Origin of the sequence: Mycobacterium intracellulare ATCC 13950, assembly GCF_000277125.1 — a bacterium.
In the GTDB taxonomy this organism is placed as follows: Bacteria; Actinomycetota; Actinomycetes; order Mycobacteriales; family Mycobacteriaceae; genus Mycobacterium; species Mycobacterium intracellulare.
Genome location: NC_016946.1, coordinates 2900711 through 2916999, shown reverse-complemented (window position 1 = coordinate 2916999; position 16289 = coordinate 2900711). Strand labels below are relative to the sequence as shown.

15 protein-coding genes and 1 pseudogene are annotated in these 16289 nt (G+C 67.5%); 4 read left to right on the top strand and 12 right to left on the bottom strand.

The annotated features are described in order from the left end of the window. Positions 1 to 633 precede the first annotated feature (633 nt). Positions 634 to 1533 (top strand): SDR family NAD(P)-dependent oxidoreductase, encoded by a 900-nt coding sequence (locus tag OCU_RS38510; RefSeq protein WP_014380220.1) that lies wholly within the window; start codon positions 634 to 636, stop codon positions 1531 to 1533. 38 nt (positions 1534 to 1571) lie between these two features. Here OCU_RS38510 and OCU_RS38505 read toward each other — a convergent pair. Then, positions 1572 to 2031: pseudogene (locus tag OCU_RS38505) on the bottom strand (hypothetical protein). Positions 2032 to 2196: 165 nt separating this feature from the next. Next, a complete protein-coding gene (locus OCU_RS38500; protein ID WP_014380218.1) occupies positions 2197 to 2868 on the bottom strand; it encodes a TetR/AcrR family transcriptional regulator in 672 nt (223 codons plus the stop codon). Positions 2869 to 3051: 183 nt separating this feature from the next. Between OCU_RS38500 and OCU_RS38495 the strand changes: the two genes are divergently transcribed. Then, positions 3052 to 4815: an N-acyl-D-amino-acid deacylase family protein gene (locus tag OCU_RS38495; RefSeq protein ID WP_014380217.1), complete on the top strand. Its 1764-nt coding sequence runs from the start codon at positions 3052 to 3054 to the stop codon at positions 4813 to 4815. Positions 4816 to 4858: 43 nt separating this feature from the next. On the opposite strand, the gene OCU_RS38490 is transcribed toward OCU_RS38495, so the two are convergent. Then, a complete protein-coding gene (locus OCU_RS38490) occupies positions 4859 to 5461 on the bottom strand; it encodes a TetR/AcrR family transcriptional regulator (RefSeq protein ID WP_014380216.1) in 603 nt (200 codons plus the stop codon). A gap of 119 nt (positions 5462 to 5580) precedes the next feature. Between OCU_RS38490 and OCU_RS38485 the strand changes: the two genes are divergently transcribed. Beyond that, a complete protein-coding gene (locus OCU_RS38485; RefSeq protein WP_009952431.1) occupies positions 5581 to 6126 on the top strand; it encodes an SAM-dependent methyltransferase in 546 nt (181 codons plus the stop codon). A 17-nt stretch (positions 6127 to 6143) separates the two neighbouring features. Here OCU_RS38485 and OCU_RS38480 read toward each other — a convergent pair whose 3' ends face one another. From OCU_RS38480 to OCU_RS38460, 5 genes are all read right to left on the bottom strand, one after another. After that, positions 6144 to 7508: a DEAD/DEAH box helicase gene (locus OCU_RS38480; protein ID WP_014380215.1), complete on the bottom strand. Its 1365-nt coding sequence runs from the start codon at positions 7506 to 7508 to the stop codon at positions 6144 to 6146. Further along, positions 7505 to 7756, bottom strand: coding sequence for a hypothetical protein (locus OCU_RS38475; RefSeq protein WP_008257110.1), 252 nt, complete (start codon positions 7754 to 7756; stop codon positions 7505 to 7507). Before OCU_RS38475 ends, OCU_RS38480 begins: the two co-directional genes overlap by 4 nt. Before the next feature lie 76 nt (positions 7757 to 7832). Beyond that, complete coding sequence (locus tag OCU_RS38470) at positions 7833 to 8204, bottom strand: hypothetical protein (protein WP_014380214.1); 372 nt, start codon at positions 8202 to 8204, stop codon at positions 7833 to 7835. A 7-nt stretch (positions 8205 to 8211) separates the two neighbouring features. Beyond that, positions 8212 to 8916: a thiocyanate hydrolase subunit gamma gene (gene scnC, locus OCU_RS38465; protein WP_014380213.1), complete on the bottom strand. Its 705-nt coding sequence runs from the start codon at positions 8914 to 8916 to the stop codon at positions 8212 to 8214. 33 nt (positions 8917 to 8949) lie between these two features. Further along, positions 8950 to 9786: an SH3-like domain-containing protein gene (locus tag OCU_RS38460; RefSeq protein ID WP_014380212.1), complete on the bottom strand. Its 837-nt coding sequence runs from the start codon at positions 9784 to 9786 to the stop codon at positions 8950 to 8952. A gap of 109 nt (positions 9787 to 9895) precedes the next feature. On the opposite strand from OCU_RS38460, the gene OCU_RS38455 reads away from it, so the two are divergent. Further along, positions 9896 to 10744: an enoyl-CoA hydratase-related protein gene (locus OCU_RS38455; protein ID WP_009952438.1), complete on the top strand. Its 849-nt coding sequence runs from the start codon at positions 9896 to 9898 to the stop codon at positions 10742 to 10744. Between the two features lie 80 nt (positions 10745 to 10824). On the opposite strand, the gene OCU_RS38450 is transcribed toward OCU_RS38455, so the two are convergent. From OCU_RS38450 to OCU_RS38435, 4 genes are read right to left on the bottom strand one after another with little or no spacing between them, the layout of a single operon-like run. Next, a complete protein-coding gene (locus tag OCU_RS38450; RefSeq protein ID WP_036459078.1) occupies positions 10825 to 12501 on the bottom strand; it encodes an FAD-binding protein in 1677 nt (558 codons plus the stop codon). Beyond that, positions 12498 to 13850: an aromatic ring-hydroxylating oxygenase subunit alpha gene (locus tag OCU_RS38445; RefSeq protein ID WP_014380210.1), complete on the bottom strand. Its 1353-nt coding sequence runs from the start codon at positions 13848 to 13850 to the stop codon at positions 12498 to 12500. Before OCU_RS38445 ends, OCU_RS38450 begins: the two co-directional genes overlap by 4 nt. A 12-nt stretch (positions 13851 to 13862) precedes the next feature. Then, the gene (locus OCU_RS38440; RefSeq protein WP_014380209.1) at positions 13863 to 15398 is read right to left on the bottom strand and encodes an acyl-CoA synthetase; all 1536 of its coding nucleotides are present in this window, start codon (positions 15396 to 15398) and stop codon (positions 13863 to 13865) included. 9 nt (positions 15399 to 15407) lie between these two features. Continuing rightward, positions 15408 to 16280 (bottom strand): enoyl-CoA hydratase-related protein, encoded by an 873-nt coding sequence (locus OCU_RS38435; RefSeq protein ID WP_014380208.1) that lies wholly within the window; start codon positions 16278 to 16280, stop codon positions 15408 to 15410. Positions 16281 to 16289: the final 9 nt, after the last annotated feature.

Genomic DNA, 16289 nt, shown 5'->3' with positions numbered 1-16289 from the left:
CGGGACTTGTCGATTACCCACCGCACACGCGCTACCAACGGGGAATGACTCTCGGGGTGTGTGATCGCCGGAGTCAGTACCAAGCTCAGTAGCCATTGGGGCTAACTGGCCGCTTTGAGCTAAACGGCGACATGTCCAGAAGCGGACTTCATTGGAGACTATACGCCCCCGCGCATCGCACGGCGACCCGTTCCGGTGGGGCTCCGCGCCGTCACTTAACTGTTTCCCCGTGCAGTCGTCAACGGTCAGCAATCCCCGGATCCGGGGCGGCCGGACGGGACCTGACGTGCCCGCATGGCGCCGAGCTGCGATGTCGCGAATTTTCCCCGACCGACGATCTAGGGGGCGGCATTCGTCGGCAAACGGAATCGGCGGCCAATCCGACGCCCTTCGCCGCCGATTGCGCTCCGCCTTGGGTCGGTTGCGGGGGGTGCTTGAAGCGCCACCGCTCAGCCGTGTTTGGAGAGCGTCGGGCCGGGGCGCCCACAAGATGATCGGGGTCGATGCTCGCTTCGGTATCGTTCGCCTAATGTTTATCATCCAATCGAGCGGCACGCCTCGCACCGATAACGAGAGCCTTTCGCGCGCAATGCTTTACGCCGAGCTCGGGACGTCTTTCTCCCGGAGCCGTCGGTGACTGGATCCGGCGCGCACGCCCTGCTGGAAGGGCGCGGGGTGGCGGTGTCCGGTGGCAGTCGCGGCATCGGGCGTGCGGTCGCCGAACTGCTGGGCGGCCTGGGCGCCGGTGTGGTGGTCAACGGGCGTGACCGGCACGCGGTGGAGGAGACGGTCGCCGCGATCAGCGCGGCGGGCGGGCGGGCCACCGCGGTGGTGGGCGCCGCGAACGACGAGCGGGTGGCCCAAACGCTCATCGACGAATGCGTCAGCGCGTTCGGGCGACTGGACACGCTGATCAATTGCGCCGGAATCGCCGAGCCGCCGGGCTCCTCCATCCTGAACATCTCGGAGGCCGAGTTCGAGCGGCTGATCGGCGCGCACCTGGGCACGGCGTTTCACACGTGCCGGGTCGCCGCCCCGGTCATGGCCGCGCAGGGGCACGGCGCCATCATCAACACCAGTTCGGTGGCCTTTCTGGGCGACTATGGCGGGACCGGCTACCCCGCGGGTAAAGGCGCCGTCAACTCCCTGACGATGGCCATCGCCGCCGAACTGAAGCCCCACGGCGTGCGGGCCAACGTGGTGTGTCCCGGCGCCCGCACACGGCTGTCCACGGGGCTCGAATACGAAAGACATATCGAAGATCTGCACCGCCGCGGGCTGCTCGACGAGATGACCATGCGGGCCTCGCTCGACAGCGCCCCGCCCGAGTTCGCCGCCCCGCTCTACGCCTATCTCGCCAGCGACTTGGCGCGTGAGGTGACGGGCCAGATCCTCGTCGCCGCAGGCGGTTTCGTCGGCAGCTTCGACCGCCAGACGCCGCGCGTGCTCGGTTATCGCGATCACCATGAGTCCGGACCGTGGTCGGTGGCAGAGGTGCACACGATGGTCGGCGCGGCGACGAAGGCGCGATGAGCGGCGGCACCCAGCGACGAAAAGCCGCCGCCTGCCGCCTAATCCGGCCGGCCGCGTCGTTTACGGACGAACGCACTCGCCGCACGCAGCACCCCGCGGAACGCGTAGGCGGCGGCGACCACCGACAGGACGATCAACAGAATGAACATGGGCAGCCAGCTGCTTCTGGCATGGCTCACGTTCCACCAGACGATGGTGAACAACACCGCGCAGAGCAGCAGCACCGTCTCGCCAGTTGCCCTGGTAGGACAGTGCGGCCCGGCGCAACGCGCGGCTGCGGTCGGCGGCCTCGACCATGTCGTCGATGCGGGCGTCGATGGTCCGCTGCAGATCGGCACGCCGGTCGGTGGCGTCCGGGGGTAATCGGTCCAGCAGGTCCATGTCCTGTTTGATCATTCCCCGATAGTCGGGACCCTTGAACTGCCCGGCCGCGACCGCGAGCATCACGCCGCCGAACACAGGCGCGCTATCGAGTGCGATTTGTCCCAAGCCCACCATTGCGGCTCCTTGATCGGGTTGTCGCGACGTCGACTCGTCGAGGATCGCCGAACTCCACGACCAGATCAACCGGCCGGCCGGCCGGACATATCGATGGAAACGTATGGTCACCGTACCGCCGGTGCCCCGGCGGGTCCGGTACGCGGCCGACTTCGACCGTCCCGGTCAGGACGCCTTCGACGAGCGCCGGCGCGTTCGCGGCGGCTCGGCGGTGCCCAGCGCATCCATCGTGCGGACCAGCTGCGGGTAGGCGATCGCCGGCCCGATCCAGCGGGTGAGATAGCGCCGCAGATCGGCGCCGCTGCGGGGCGGCCTGCCCGGGTCGGCGAGAAAGGAATGCAGGACCCGCAGCGAGAACTCGTTCAGCTCGTCCAGGCCCGCCTCGTCGAAACCGTAATGCTCCCAATCGATATCGTAGCGATGCAGCATCGACCGACCGAATGCCAACGCGGTATCGGAGATGATCGAGACCTTCTGGCCACCGCGATGGCGCTGGTTGAGGACGAATTCGACCTGATTGTCCGAGGCCAGCTCCTCGATGGCGAAAGCCATTCCCTCGGTGATGGCCACGACGGGGTCGGTGACGCCGTCGAGGTGGGCCGCCATGCGATCGAGGAAGCCGTCGGCCGAACGCATCGCGGACGCCACCAACAGCGCCTGGGTTCCGGGGAAGTATCGGTAGACGGTCTGGCGGGTGACGCCCAGCGCCCGGGCGACATCGGCGATCCGCAGCGCTGAACCGCGTTCGTCGATGATCTTGTCGGCGGCGTCGAGGATGCGCTCGATCGCCTCCGCGTCGGAAGCCGGCGTATTTCCTGCCCAACCGTGGCTGCGCATGATTACCGAACGGCAAACCGGTAGGCGGTGATCCCCACAGCTGGATCATAGCGTCCGCCGCCACACTGTCGTTGCTGGCTAATCGGCGGGTGGCGCGCCGATAACGAGGCCAGACACTATGCCCGGTATGTATGATCACTGCGGATCCAGCAGGCAGGGCGCCTGGCAGAGGGAGGCCGACCGATGCAGTACGACACCGTGATCACCAACGGGCGCTGGTTCGACGGGACTGGAGGACCCTCGGCGGTGCGGGACATCGGTGTGCGTGACGGCCGCGTCGTTGCCATCGCCAAGGGGCTCGACACGGCCGGCGCCGACGTCATCGACGCGACGGGCCAGTGGGTGATCCCTGGCATCATCGACATCCACACTCACTATGACGTCGAAATCCTTTGTGCGCCAGAGCTTTCCGAATCGCTGCGGCACGGCGTGACGACCGTGATGCTGGGATCGTGTTCGCTGTCCACCGTTTACCTGGACAGCGTCGATGCCGGTGACATCTTCGGCCGGGTCGAAGCGATTCCCCGGCGCTATGTCATCGAGCACCTCGACGCGGCGCGCTCGTGGACCAATCCCACCGAATACGTGGCCGAACTCGAACGCCTCAACCTCGGTCCGAACCTCGCGGCCTTCATCGGGCACTCCGATCTGCGCGCCGCGACGATGGGCCTGGATCGGGCGACGCGCAAGGACGTGCGGCCGTCCGCCGCGGAACTCGCCCGCATGGAATCGATGCTGAACGACGCGCTCGATGAGGGGTTCGTCGGGATGTCTTCGCAGCAGCTGCTGTTCGACAAGCTCGACGGCGAGGTCTGCAGATCGCGCACGCTGCCGTCGACGTACGCGTCCCCGCGCGAACTGCGCCGCCTGAACGCGATCCTGCGGCGGCGCGACAAGATCCTGCAGTCCGGCCCCGACATCAATAACCCGCTGTCGGTGGTCTCGCAGCTGCTGACGTCGCTCGGGATCCGCCGGCCCCGCCTGAAGACCAGCCTGTTGTCGGCGGCCGACATCAAGGCCATCCCGTTCGTCATTCACGTCATGGACCGCCTCGCCCGCGTCGTCAACGCCCTCGGCGGCGACTTCCGCTGGCAGCATCTGCCGGTGCCGTTCGAGGTCTACGCCGACGGGATTTCGTTGGTGGTGTTCGAGGAGTTCGGCTCCGGCGCCGCGGCGCTGCACCTGCAGACCGAGATCGAACGCAATCAGCTCATGCGTGACGAGGAGTATCGGCGCAGGTTCCGCAAGGACTACGACAGCAAATACGGGCCCCGGGTCTGGCACCGCGACTTCTTCGATGCCGAAATCGTGGCCTGCCCAGACGAGTCAGTCATCGGCAAATCATTCGGGCAGGTCGGCGTGGAGCGTGGCGGCGTGCACCCGGTCGACGCCTTTCTCGACTTGGTCGTCGAACACGGCGAAAAGCTGCGCTGGCGCACCACGATCTCCAACCACCGACCCGAAGTCCTCAAGAAGATGGCCCAGAGCCCGACCATCCAGATGGGGTTCTCCGACGCGGGCGCGCATCTGCGCAACATGGCGTTCTACAACTCCGGACTGCGGCTGCTGCGGCACGCGCGCGACGCCGAAAAGTCCGGCAGGCCGTTCATCTCGATGGAGCGCGCCGTGCACCGGCTGACCGGCGAGCTCGGGGAGTGGTACGGCATCGACGCCGGGACGCTGCGCGAGGGCGACCGCGCCGACATCGTCGTCATCGACCCCGACAAGCTCGACGAGTCCCTCGACCGCTACGCCGAGCATCCGGTCGAGTCCTACGGCGGGCTGTCGCGGATGGTCAACCGCAACGACGAGACGGTCACGGCCGTGCTGGTGTCCGGGAAACTCGCGTTCGCCGCCGGCAAGGCCACGCCGGCGCTGGGCAAGGAACGATTCGGTCGGTTCCTGCGGGCGGGCAGCCCCTCCCGAAACCTCGCCGCCACCGGGTAGGTAGGCGGCGCGCCGAGCGAATACGCCTGGGCCGCAGGGGTCTTCACGCCACCGAGGCGCCCAGGATGAGGTTGACGGCCTCGTCGAGTTGGCCGGCGATCTCGGCGAAACTGATGAACCGGGCCGTCATCAGCGCACCGGAGAAGGTCATCTGCAGCGTGGACTTCACCGCACGCGGCCAACCCGGCCCCAACGCGGCGCCGATGCGCCTGGACACCTCCTCGCCGATCTGTTCGCGCAGCGGCGTGACCGCCGGATCGTCGGCCATCAGGGCCGCGCCGCACGCGGCGGTCAGCTCCGGCTCGTCGGCGACCACCACCGCCATGTCCCGCAGGGTTGCGCTGACCCGGGTCTTGGTCGTCTCGTTGACGTCGGTGTGCAGCGGCAGGTCGCGCAGGAAGCGCAGGTACACTGCCGCGACCAGCGCGCTTTTCGACGGGAAGTAGGTGTAGGCGCTGGCCGGGGACACCCCGGCACGAGTCGCCACGGCCCGCATCGTCAGGTTCGCGTACGACGTTTCCCGCAGCTCCTCCAGCCCGGCATCGAGGACTTTGCGAATCGTCTGGCCCGGCCGGCGATCCGACCTGCGGGCCGCCCCGGCGGCGGTTTTAGCGGCAACGGCCTGGAACGACGCCTCGTTGGACACCCGTCCAGTCTAGGAAGGCGCCGCGCCACCAACAACTTCCGTTCATCGCGGTCGTCTCCACCGCGCGATGCCGCTAGCAGACAACTGTCCAGAAGACGCCGGGTCCTAGAGTGTCGCGTATGGGCGAATCGGACCGGCAACGCTGGGACGAACGGTACGCCGCGAAGGCGCCGCCGTCGCTGGATTCGGTTGGGCCGCCCGGTGTTTTCGCGGGCCACGCGCGGGAGTTTCCCACCGCCGGCACGGCGCTCGACCTGGCCTGCGGGCAGGGAACCGGCTCGGTCTGGCTGGCGTTGCGTGGCCTGCACGTGCTGGGGCTGGACATCTCCGCGGTGGCGGTCGCCCACGCGCGGGAGTTGGCCCGGCGTGCCGCGGTGGCCGACCGCTGTCGCTTCGACGTCGTCGATCTCGACAACGGTCTGCCGGCGGGCGCGCCCGCCGATGTCATCCTCTGCTGCAAGTTCCGCGACCGCCGTCTCGACCGTGCGATCATCGAACGCCTGGCGCCCGGCGGGCTGCTGGCGATCGCCGCGCTCAGCGAGGTGGGGGCGTCCGCGGGGCCGTTTCGCGCGGCGCCCGGCGAGCTCACCGCCGCGTTCGCCGAACTGACCCCGATCGCCGCCGGCGAGGGAGCGGGCCAGGCCTGGCTGCTGGCGCGCCGCTGACCCGTTCCGGACCTCGACTATCTGGTGCTTCCTTGTGGGCGGCTCGAACGGCGACGATCCAGCCGACGCGTCGCGGTGGCGCCGTGGTGCGATGTCGCCGCTTCGGCGGGGGAACTGGTCTTGGGTGACCGGGTGTTGGTCCGCCGACGCCGGTTACCGCCGGCGTTCTGCCGATGCTGGCGCGCGGGAACATTGGCGGGCACCGGGGCCTGATAGGGCGCAACCTCACCCACGAGCGCCTGCACCGCCTCCGACATCGCGGTCACCTGCTGGGGGGCGACTTTGATGCCGGCCTTGCGCAGCAACTCCCGGGTATCTTGGCGCTGCTCGGGCAGCACCACCGTGACGACGTCACCGGCGCTCCCGGCCCGCGCGGTGCGCCCGGACCGGTGCAGGTAGGACTTGTGCTCGCTGGGCGGATCGATGTGCACGACAAGCTCGACCTCGTCGACGTGTACGCCACGCGCGGCGATATCGGTCGCCACCAGCACCCGGGCGCTGCCCGCGGCGAACCTCGCCAGGTTGCGCTCCCGAGCCGGCTGAGACAGGTTGCCGTGCAAGTCGACTGAGGGAATGCCAGATTCGGTGAGCTGCTTGGCGAGCTTTCGCGCTTGGTGCTTGGTGCGCATGAACAGGATCCGGCGTCCGGCGCCGGAGGCGAGCCGGTGTACCAGTTCCTTTTTGGCCTGCGCACTGTCGACGTGGAACACGTGATGTGTCATCTCGGACACCGGGGAGTTGGCCTCGTCGACGGAGTGCGAGACCGCGTCGCGGAGGAACCGCGTGACGAGCTTGTCGACGCCGTTGTCCAGCGTCGCCGAAAACAACAGGCGCTGGCCACCATTCGGCGTCGCGGCCAGGATCCGCGTGACGCCGGGCAGAAAACCGAGATCGGCCATGTGATCCGCCTCGTCGATCACGGTGATCTCGATCGCGTCGAGGCTGATCAGACGCTGCTTCATCAGGTCCTCGAGGCGGCCGGGGCAGGCGACGACGATGTCGACGCCGGATTTGAGCGCGGCCACCTGACGGGTCTGCGAGACGCCGCCGAAGATCGTGGTGACCCTCAGGCCACACGCAGCCGCCAACGGCTCGAGCGTCGCGGTGATCTGCGTCGCGAGCTCGCGGGTGGGTGCGAGCACCAACCCCGAGGGCCGTGCGGGGCGCCGGTTTCCGCGGGAGAGGCGGCTGACGAGGGGAATCGAGAATGCGAGGGTCTTTCCGCTGCCGGTTTTCCCGCGGCCGAGGACATCTCGGCCGGCGAGTGTGTCGGGCAGGGTTTCCACCTGAATCGGGAATGGGTGTGTTATGCCGCGCGCTGCGAGCGCACTGACGATGTGTTTGCCCACGCCGAGATCGGCGAAAGTCTTGTCGGTAGTCACTTTTCGGTGCCTTTCAGGCATCGGTGGTGCCGCGCCGGAGACAAGGAGGTCACGCGGGCATCGGCACGAAGGTGGCGAGATTGCCGGGTGGCAAAATCGATCGCCGCGAGACCAGCTAGTGCGCGATGCACGGTCATCGAGGTGTCAAGCGCGATCTTCTTCGCTGGCACCAGTGGGATGAGGAAGCGTTCCACGACGGTGTTGGCATGCAGTGTTGTGAAGCCAACGTTGCCGCCAGCGTAGCGCATCGCCGACCGAAGCCTCTCATCAGCAGCGAAAAACACGCGCTGTTGTGCTGCAACTCACTATTTGCGATGACGTCGCTCAGGATTCCAGCCTGGCGCGCACGGCGGCCAGCCTCGCCTCGAGTTCGGATTCGTCGATGACGCCGCGCGCGACGAGCGAGTGGGCCAGGGCAACCAGCCGGTTCTCCGGGTAGGGCAGGTCGGCGTAGAGGGTCGCCGACAGCGCGTCCTCGTCGTCGCGCCGCTCGACAAGGCCGAGGAGCCGTGCGCCGCAATGACTTTGGTCGATCGCATCACAAATGCCGTCGAGACTCGTCTGCCAGGGCGGCACCGGGTTGTCGACCCCGTACTTCGCCGCCATGCGACTCCAGACCTGGTTGCGCGCAACGATTTTCGTCAGCGGTGCGACGGTAGAGTCCTCGATCGGACGTGGGGTGTGCGCGGTGCTCATCGGAAGCTCAGGGCGCTGCGGGATGGACGGCGGCGCGGGTCCGGGTGACGGCGTTGGTCGTCACGCCCGGCTTGGGCAGCGCGACACCGATCAGGCAGTCGCGCGTGACGATCTCGGCGAGTTGCTCCTCGGTCCACCCCTGCGTTCCGTCGGGGCGGACGGGCAGCACCATGAAACGGTGCTTCTGGTTGGAGTCCTCCACCCGGATCTCGACGTCCTCCGGCAGGATCAGGCCGAACTCCGCGAGCACCTGGCGTGGCCAGCGGACGATGCGGCGGCGATAGTTGGGCGTCCGATACCACTCGGGGGAGTTGCCCAGAATCGGCCGCGGATAGCACGAACACAGCGTGCAGACGATCACGTGGTGCAGCGTCGGGGTGTCCTCGAGGACGTGCAAAGCCGTGAAGTCGCTGGGCGTCCCGAAGCCGGTCGGTTCCAGCCAGTCGACCCCCACCTCCTTGCTCGCGGCGAGGGGGTCCGAACGGACCAGCTCCTTGTAGTCGGGGTCGAGCCAGGCCCGCGCCACCAGGTGCGCCGCGGGGGTGGGGCCGATCTGTTCGGCGAACTCGGTGAAGCGTCGATGCTCCTCCGCGGTGAAAAGGCCCTTCTCGATGCACAATTCGCGCAGCGCGATCTCGAGGACTTCGAAGTCGGTGATCTCGTCCACCATGGGCGCTGCGGTGCGCTCGTGATCGTGTTCGTCGGCGCTCATTCGTGGTCCTTTCTTCCGAAGCCGCAGCCGTGGCTAGGCCGATTCGAGCCACCGTTCCGGGATCTCGGTCTGCAGGGTGTCGTTGCCGGGCCCGGTGTAGCCGTGCCACAACTGGGAGAGGTTGAACCGGACGATGTAGAACCACTCGGGCCGTTGGTCCGGGCCGTCCCACGTCTCGTCCTCGGCGGCGGGGCTTTCGTAGGACACGACCGCGATCTCGCCCGTCGCGCCGCGCACATACTCCTGGGTGCGGGTGTAGAGCAGCACGGGGAGATCGCGCACCACGACCCTGTCGCCGACGCTGAACTTCGGTGCGCCGGCCTGCCCGGCATACACCTGCGGGTCGCCCTTGCCCACGGCATGGACATGGTGGCGGTTGCGGTGGACGGGTGCGGGATCGCCCTCGAACTTCGGCGTCGCCGCCAAGGGCTTTCCGCGCAGGCCGTCGGCGTAGCGTGCCTTGACTTCGGCCATGCGTTCGGCCAATTCGCTCAACCCGATGTGGTGCTTTTCGGCGAGTACGCGTGCCACCGCCAGCAGCCAGCGCCCGTAATAGGGCAGGCCGAGATAGATGGTGCGGCCGAGATCGACGTTGCCCATCCGGCGCCGTTCCTCGGACAGCCAGATCCCACGCCAGCCGAGCACCTCGCACAGGACATACGTGTTGTGCTCCCAGATCTCGTACTGCTTGTTCTCGTACTCGATCGGGGCGTCCGGCTCGCCGCCGACGTCGTGCGGGGTCTTGACATAGGCGGTGAATCGCTTGTGGTCGATGAGATCCGGTGTGGGAGCGTCCGGAAGTTCGGGATAGGCGGATTTGAGCCGGGCCACCAGATCCAGCTGTTGCACCCGGTCGAGAGGAGTCGCCATACCAGCCCCATCCGTCGTCACTGCGCCCCAGTACAGCTCACTCCTCGCGTCACGATCGCGCAACCGTCAAATCGGCGGCGCGCGGGGCGCGGGAGGGTATGGTCCGACCATGGAGCGTCGCGAGCTCGAAGCGGTCATCTATGAACGCGAACCGCCGATTGCGCGGATCATCCTGAACCGGGCGGACAAGGCCAACACCAAAGACGCGATCCTGGTCACCGAGGTGGACGACTGCCTGCACGAGGCCGACCGCGACAAGGACATCAAGGTCGTCATCCTCAAAGCCAACGGCAAGGGATTCTGCGGTGGGCACGTGGCCCGTTGGGGCCCCGACGAAAACCCGTATCCGGATTTCGGCGAGACGTTCGAGGATCTCTACAAGGGCACCGCCGACCTGTTCCTGTGGCCGACGTTGTACCTATGGGAATTTCCCAAGCCGACCATCTCGCAGATCCATGGCTATTGCATGGGCGGGGGCATCTATCTCGGGTTGCTCACCGACTTCTGCGTGGCGTCCGAGGACGCGTATTTCCAGATGCCCCTTGCCCAAAGCCTCGGCGAGCCCGGCGGGCACACCATGATCGAGCCGTGGCTGCTGATGAACTGGCACCGCACCATGGACTGGCTGCTGCTGGCGCCGACCCTATCCGCGCAGCAGGCCCTGGACTGGGGTCTGCTCAATCGGGTGGTGCCACGCGATCAGCTCGAGGACACCGTCGAGGAGATGGCGCGCAGGATCGCCCAAATCCCGCTGACCACACTGATGGCGGTCAAGAACAACGTCAAGCGCGCCTGGGAATTGATGGGCATGCGGGTGCACCTGCAGGTCAGCCACATCCTGACGAACATGGTCGGCGCCGCCTCCGATGTGCAGGCGCGGCGGGCCGAGCTCATGCGGTCGGGCATGAAGCCGCGGGAATTCGTCGACCGCGGCGAAAACGAGTCCCCGCCAACGTGACGGCAGTGTCACGTTCGGCGTCGAGCGTGGCGACAGTGTCACGTTCGGCGGGAATGCCCGCCTGACGGGTCCTTTCGCCGTTACTTGCCGGCGGCGTGGCGGGCGGCGACGTACCCGAACACCATCGAGCTGGCGATGCTCGCCCCGGCACCCGGATAGGTCCGCCCCATCACCGTGGCCGTGGTGTTGCCGGTGGCATACAAGCCCTCGATCACCCGATCCCGTTGGTCGAGGACTTGTGCGTGTTCGTTGGTGATCACGCCCCCGCAGGTCCCGACGTCGGACGGGAGTACGCGGGTCGCGTAGTACGGCGCGGTGTCGAGCGGCCCGATCGCGGCGTTCGGCCGATACCCCGGATCGCCGAGGCAGTCGTTGTAGGCCGATTGGCCGCGGCCGAAGTCCGGGTCCAGCCCCTTGGTCGCGTACCGGTTGAACCGCTGGATCGTGCGGGCCAATTCGTCGGCGGGAAGGCCGATTTCGCCGGCCAGCTCCGCGATGGTCGGCGCGCGCTTCACGGCGCCGGACTCGATCAGTTCCGGCGGCAACGGCTGGTTGCGCTTGAGCGGGTTGGCGCTGGTGACGTATCTGCGGACGTATCCCTCGTCGAAGATCATCCAGCAGGGCACGGCCTTGTTGGCGTACATCGCTTTGCCGACCTCGACGTAGGAGTTCGACTCGTTGCAGAACCTGCGGCCGCTCGGGTCGACGTAGATGGCGCCGGGTCGCTGGCGGCCCGAGCCCAGCGAGGCGGCGACCGCGCCGCCGTTGGCGATGAAAACCGAAGGCAGCCACCAGGCCTCGTCGAGCAGATCGGTCTTGGCGCCCAAACGCATCGCCGCCTCGAGCGCCTCACCGGTGTCCCCGGCGTTGGCGATCGACCACTGCCCTTCGTTGGGCTGGTCGCCGCTGTAGCGGCGGCGCATCTCCTTGTTGTGGCCGAATCCGCCCGCGGCCAGCAGGACTCCCTTGCGCGCCTCGACGTGCAACGGCGTGCCGTCGCGCACGATGCGCGCGCCCACCACACGGCCGTCCTCGACGACGAGGTCGGCCATCGCGGCGTTGGTCCACAACGGGGGGTGCCCGTCGCTGAGATCCGTCAGCGCCTTGAGCATTTGACCGATCAGCGATGCGCCGTTGGTGAGGATCTGGCGCCGGCGGGCACGCGCGGCCGCGGTGCGCAGGAACACCCGGGCCGCCACGGCGAAGGCGCGCGGTGAGCGGTTGAAGTATTGAACCGACCGCAATTCGTTGGTCAGCACCACGTATCCGTAATTCTTGGCCAGCGGCGGCTGCACCTTGTCGCGCCAATCACCCAACTGTGCGGCGTCGAAAGGGATGCCCTCGACCGCGCGGCCGGACGCGTTGCCGCCCTTGTGGTTCGGGTAGTAGTCGCTCCAGCCCGCACATCGGATCAGTCGCACGCCCTTGCGGGTGAGGAAGTTGATCATCTCGTGGCCGGCCCGCAGGAACGTTTCGCGCCGCTCGGGCGAGGACGCCGCGCCGATGTCGCCGACCACGTCGGCCAAGTAGGCCAGCCCGTCCTCGTGCGAGTCGGCGATGCCGCCGGCCCGCATCAACGGGTTGTTGGGCAGCCAGACGATGCCGCCGGACAGCCCCGTCGAACCGCCGACCAGTGACTGCTTTTCGATGATGAGGGGTTCGAGCCCGCAGTCCAGGGCGGCCAGGCCGGCGACCATGCCGCCCCCGCCGCTGCCCGCGATGAGCAGGTCCACGGAGCGGTCCCACTGCGGGCTCATCGCGCCTCCACGGGGCTCGTCGTGAAGCCGAGATCGGCGATCGGCACGTCGATGGTGGTGTTGGTCTTCTGGATCGCGGGCACCAGCGCGTCGTACGGCAGCCCGGCCAGGAAGCCGTCGATGACACGCTCGAAGTTGGAGATCAATCCTTCGATCTGGTTGGACAGCCGCATGAAGTCAAAGCCCTTGGAATGCAACCCCTTTTGTTGCCTCGGCAGGTTGGAGAAGTCCTGGGCGGGGATCGGCGGCCAGCGCCGGTCGTCGGGCGCCATCGGTACCGGGGGCGTCGGTTTACCCGCCGATGCGTCGTTGGGAAACCGGGTGAGGGACCAGATCTCGAACAAGGTGTCCTCGGGTCCCAGCGGCCGGATCCGGTACGACGACGCGCTGCTGTAGGTCGGCAGGATGAAGTAGTGCGGGAAGGCGAACCCGATCGCGTCGGTGATGCCGCGGCGGACCAGCTCGTTGAGGTCGGGCATGCCGCTGCCGCGCGCCCGATGCCAGGCGACGACGGCGTCGTTGAGGGCGCTGCGCCACGCGGCCATTGCCGCCGCCGGGTCGGGCGGCAGCTCGATGTTCTGCAGGCCCTCGGCGATCCGGATGTCGTTTTCGTGCGTCATCCCGCCCATGCCGTCGCCGAGGGTGCGCATGAAATACAGGCTGCTCGCGACGACCGGGTGCACCGTCGCGGCGACTTCACCCGGCTGCGCGGACGGCAGCAACTGAGGGTGGGTTTGCGGGACGTGATAGCCCTCCATGAACGCCGCCGCGGCCAGCTTCCAGTTCACGGGCAGCCGGCACGATTGCCACCACTCGACGCGCAGCGAGTCGACCTGCCAGGCGTCGTAGACCGACGCGAACGGCTCCATCCAGTCCCGCAGCGCCGGCGCGTCGTCGTCGAGGTTGATCCACGCGCAACCGCCCCAGAGCTCGCATCGCACCGCAACGAGCCGAAGGTCGTCGGCGCTCAGGTTTTCCTCGGCGAACGCTTCGGGACGCAGCACGAACGTGTTGTGGCCGTCGAGGCCCCAGCACCAGCCGTGGAACGGGCACACGAAGGTGCGCCGATTCCCGTTGCCCTCCACCAGCTTCACGCCGCGATGCCGGCAGGCGTTGTGATACGCGCGCACGGTGTGGTTGTCCACCCGCGCCACGATGACGGACTGGTCGAGGATTTCGTATTCGACGAAGTCGCCGGGCTTGGGGATCTCCTCGAGCCGGCACGCCATTTGCCACATGCGGGGCCACAACATCTCGGCTTCCAGCGCGTAGAACTCGGGGTCGTAGTAGCGCTGTTTGGGGATCCGATCGGCGGTCCGAACCGCCCACGGTACGTTCCTAGCGTTCATAGCCATCCTCGTTCACACGATCCGCGATACCCGTCCCTGCCAGAACCGTTCGCGGATGCGCCTCTTGTAGAGCTTTCCGTTCGGGTCCCGCGGCAGCTCCGCGTCGAATTCCACGCTGCGCGGGCACTTGTAGCCGGCCAGGTGGGCCCGGCAGTAGTCGATGAGTTCGGCTTCGAGCTCCGGCCCCGCGACCACGCCGTCGGCGGGCTGCACGACGGCCTTGACCTCTTCGCCGAATTCCCCGTTGGGGACCCCGAACACGGCCGCGTCGACCAGCTTCGGATGCATGACGAGCAGGTTCTCCGCCTCTTGCGGGTAGATGTTGACCCCGCCGGAGACGATCGTGAACGTCGACCGGTCGGTGAGGTACAGGTAGCCGTCTCGGTCGACGTATCCCATGTCGCCGAGCGAGCGCCAGCCGCGGTCGTTGCACACCGACGCGGTCTTGGCGGGGTCCTTGAAGTACGCGAAGTCCGGTCCACCTTCGAAATACAGCTCGCCCGATTCGCCGACGGGGAGCTCCCGCCCGTCCTCGTCGAGCACGTGCACCGGGGCCATCGGGATGCCCACCGAGCCGGGGTGGGCGAGCCATTCCCGTGGCCCGATCGTCGTTCCGGCGAATCCTTCGGTGCCTCCGTAGTATTCGTGGATGATCGGTCCGAACCACTCCATCATGCGGCGTTTGACGTCGACGGGACAGGGCGCGGCGGCGTGGATGACGCACCGCAGGCTCGAAACGTCGTACCTGTCCCGGACTTTCGCGGGCAGCTTGAGCATGCGCACGAACATCGTCGGCACGAACTGGGCGTGGGTCACCCGGTGCTCCTCGATCAGCCGCAGCACGGTCTCGGCGTCGAACCTGCGCAGCAGGATCGATGCGGCGCCGACGCGGTTGGCCGCCATGGTGTAGTTCACTCCGGCCGCGTGATACAGCGGCGCGGGGGACAGGTACACACTCGAGGGGCTCATCCCGTATTTGTGGATCAGCGCCAGCTCCAGCACCGCCTGCGCCCAGGACCCGTTGCCGTCCTCGGGCAGCGGCCGCCGCACCGCCTTGGGGCGCCCCGTGGTGCCCGACGAATACAGCATCTCCGACCCGTCCGACACCGGCGGCGCTTCGCCGGCCGAGGCCAGCGCGTCCTCATACGACTGCCAGCCGGCCATCGACCCCCCGACGGCGATGTGGGTGATCGGCGCGGCGTTGGCGGAACGGAGGTGTGCGGCCAGTTCGGGCATCGAGGCGTCGACAAAGACCGCTTTCGCGTCGGAGTCGTCGATGACGTAGGCGACCTCGTCGGGGATGAAATGGGTGTTGACGGGGGTGTAGTAGAGGCTGGAAAGCTGAGCGCCCCAGGTGATTTCGAGGAATTCGGCTCTGTTCGGCAGAACCAGCGCGATGCCGTCGCCGCGACGCAGGCCGGCGTCGTGCAGCAGCGCGGCGACCCGCCGGCTGCGGGCATGCAGCTGGGCGTACGAGATCGCGTCACCGTCCGCGACGATGAGTGCCGGCGACTGCGCGGCACTGCGGGCGTGGTCGGCGATGTTCACCGGCGACCCTTAAGTGGTTGCGGCGCCGTCGGTCTGGGCGGCCGCGGCGGCCTGGCGGCGGGCGTGCTCGAAGGGCAACACCTTGTCCTTGAAGACGGTCTGAATCAGCTGCTGCACGTCCTTGCTGATCGAGGCGAGCGCGACGAGGTCGTTGGAGCTCTGCCAGTGGACTCGCATGCCCATCAGCTCCCAGGCCCGTTTGAGGTTGGCCTTGGTGAGCATCAGCGTCGTCAGCGGCGCCTGGGCGATGTGGCGGGCGATCGCGTCGACCCGGTCGTCGAGGTCCTCACGCTTGACCACTTCGTTGACGAGGCCGACTTCCAGCGCCTTCCTGGCGTCGATCACCTCGGCGGTGAACAGGTAGTAGGCGGCGCGCCGCCAGTTCATGAAAACCCATGGCTCGATGGAACATTCGCCCGACGGCATGCCGAACCCCTGCAGCGGCGGGTAGGAGAAGTAGGCGTCCTCGGAGGCGATGACGATGTCGGTGGTCAGGCCCATGTGCGTGCCGCCGCCCACGCAGTAGCCGTGCACCTGGGCGATGGTGGGTTTGGAGAATTCCCACAGGTTCAATGTCGGCTTGACGAACAAGTCGCTCTGGGCTTTCCACGGATGGCCGGTGACCATGGCGTTCTCAACGAACAACGGGTAGTCGACGGCGTTGTTGCCGATCGCGTGGCCCGAGCAGAAGCCCTTGCCATTGGCCTTGAGGATGAGCACCTTGATGTCGTAGTCGCGGTCGGCGTCGGCCAGCGCCGCGTCGACCTCCTCGGCCAGCTTCTGGTCCTGCGCGTTGGCCTTCTCCGGCCAGTTCAGGGTGACGCGGGCGATGGGGCCGTCCTTTTCGTAGATGATTCTCTCGCGGGTCTCGTTGAGATCCATGGGATACCT

Excerpts from the sequence above, each read along its gene's own strand:
- OCU_RS38500 (WP_014380218.1), bottom strand. The coding sequence starts at position 2,868 with ATGCGCAGCCACGGTTGGGCAGGAAATACGCCGGCTTCCGACGCGGAG.
- OCU_RS38445 (WP_014380210.1), bottom strand. The coding sequence starts at position 13,850 with ATGAACGCTAGGAACGTACCGTGGGCGGTTCGGACCGCCGATCGGATC.
- OCU_RS38435 (WP_014380208.1), bottom strand. The coding sequence starts at position 16,280 with ATGGATCTCAACGAGACCCGCGAGAGAATCATCTACGAAAAGGACGGC.
- OCU_RS38455 (WP_009952438.1), top strand. The coding sequence starts at position 9,896 with ATGGAGCGTCGCGAGCTCGAAGCGGTCATCTATGAACGCGAACCGCCG.
- OCU_RS38495 (WP_014380217.1), top strand. The coding sequence starts at position 3,052 with ATGCAGTACGACACCGTGATCACCAACGGGCGCTGGTTCGACGGGACT.
- OCU_RS38485 (WP_009952431.1), top strand. The coding sequence starts at position 5,581 with ATGGGCGAATCGGACCGGCAACGCTGGGACGAACGGTACGCCGCGAAG.
- OCU_RS38470 (WP_014380214.1), bottom strand. The coding sequence starts at position 8,204 with ATGAGCACCGCGCACACCCCACGTCCGATCGAGGACTCTACCGTCGCA.
- OCU_RS38475 (WP_008257110.1), bottom strand. The coding sequence starts at position 7,756 with ATGCGCTACGCTGGCGGCAACGTTGGCTTCACAACACTGCATGCCAAC.
- OCU_RS38460 (WP_014380212.1), bottom strand. The coding sequence starts at position 9,786 with ATGGCGACTCCTCTCGACCGGGTGCAACAGCTGGATCTGGTGGCCCGG.
- OCU_RS38450 (WP_036459078.1), bottom strand. The coding sequence starts at position 12,501 with ATGAGCCCGCAGTGGGACCGCTCCGTGGACCTGCTCATCGCGGGCAGC.
- scnC (WP_014380213.1), bottom strand. The coding sequence starts at position 8,916 with ATGAGCGCCGACGAACACGATCACGAGCGCACCGCAGCGCCCATGGTG.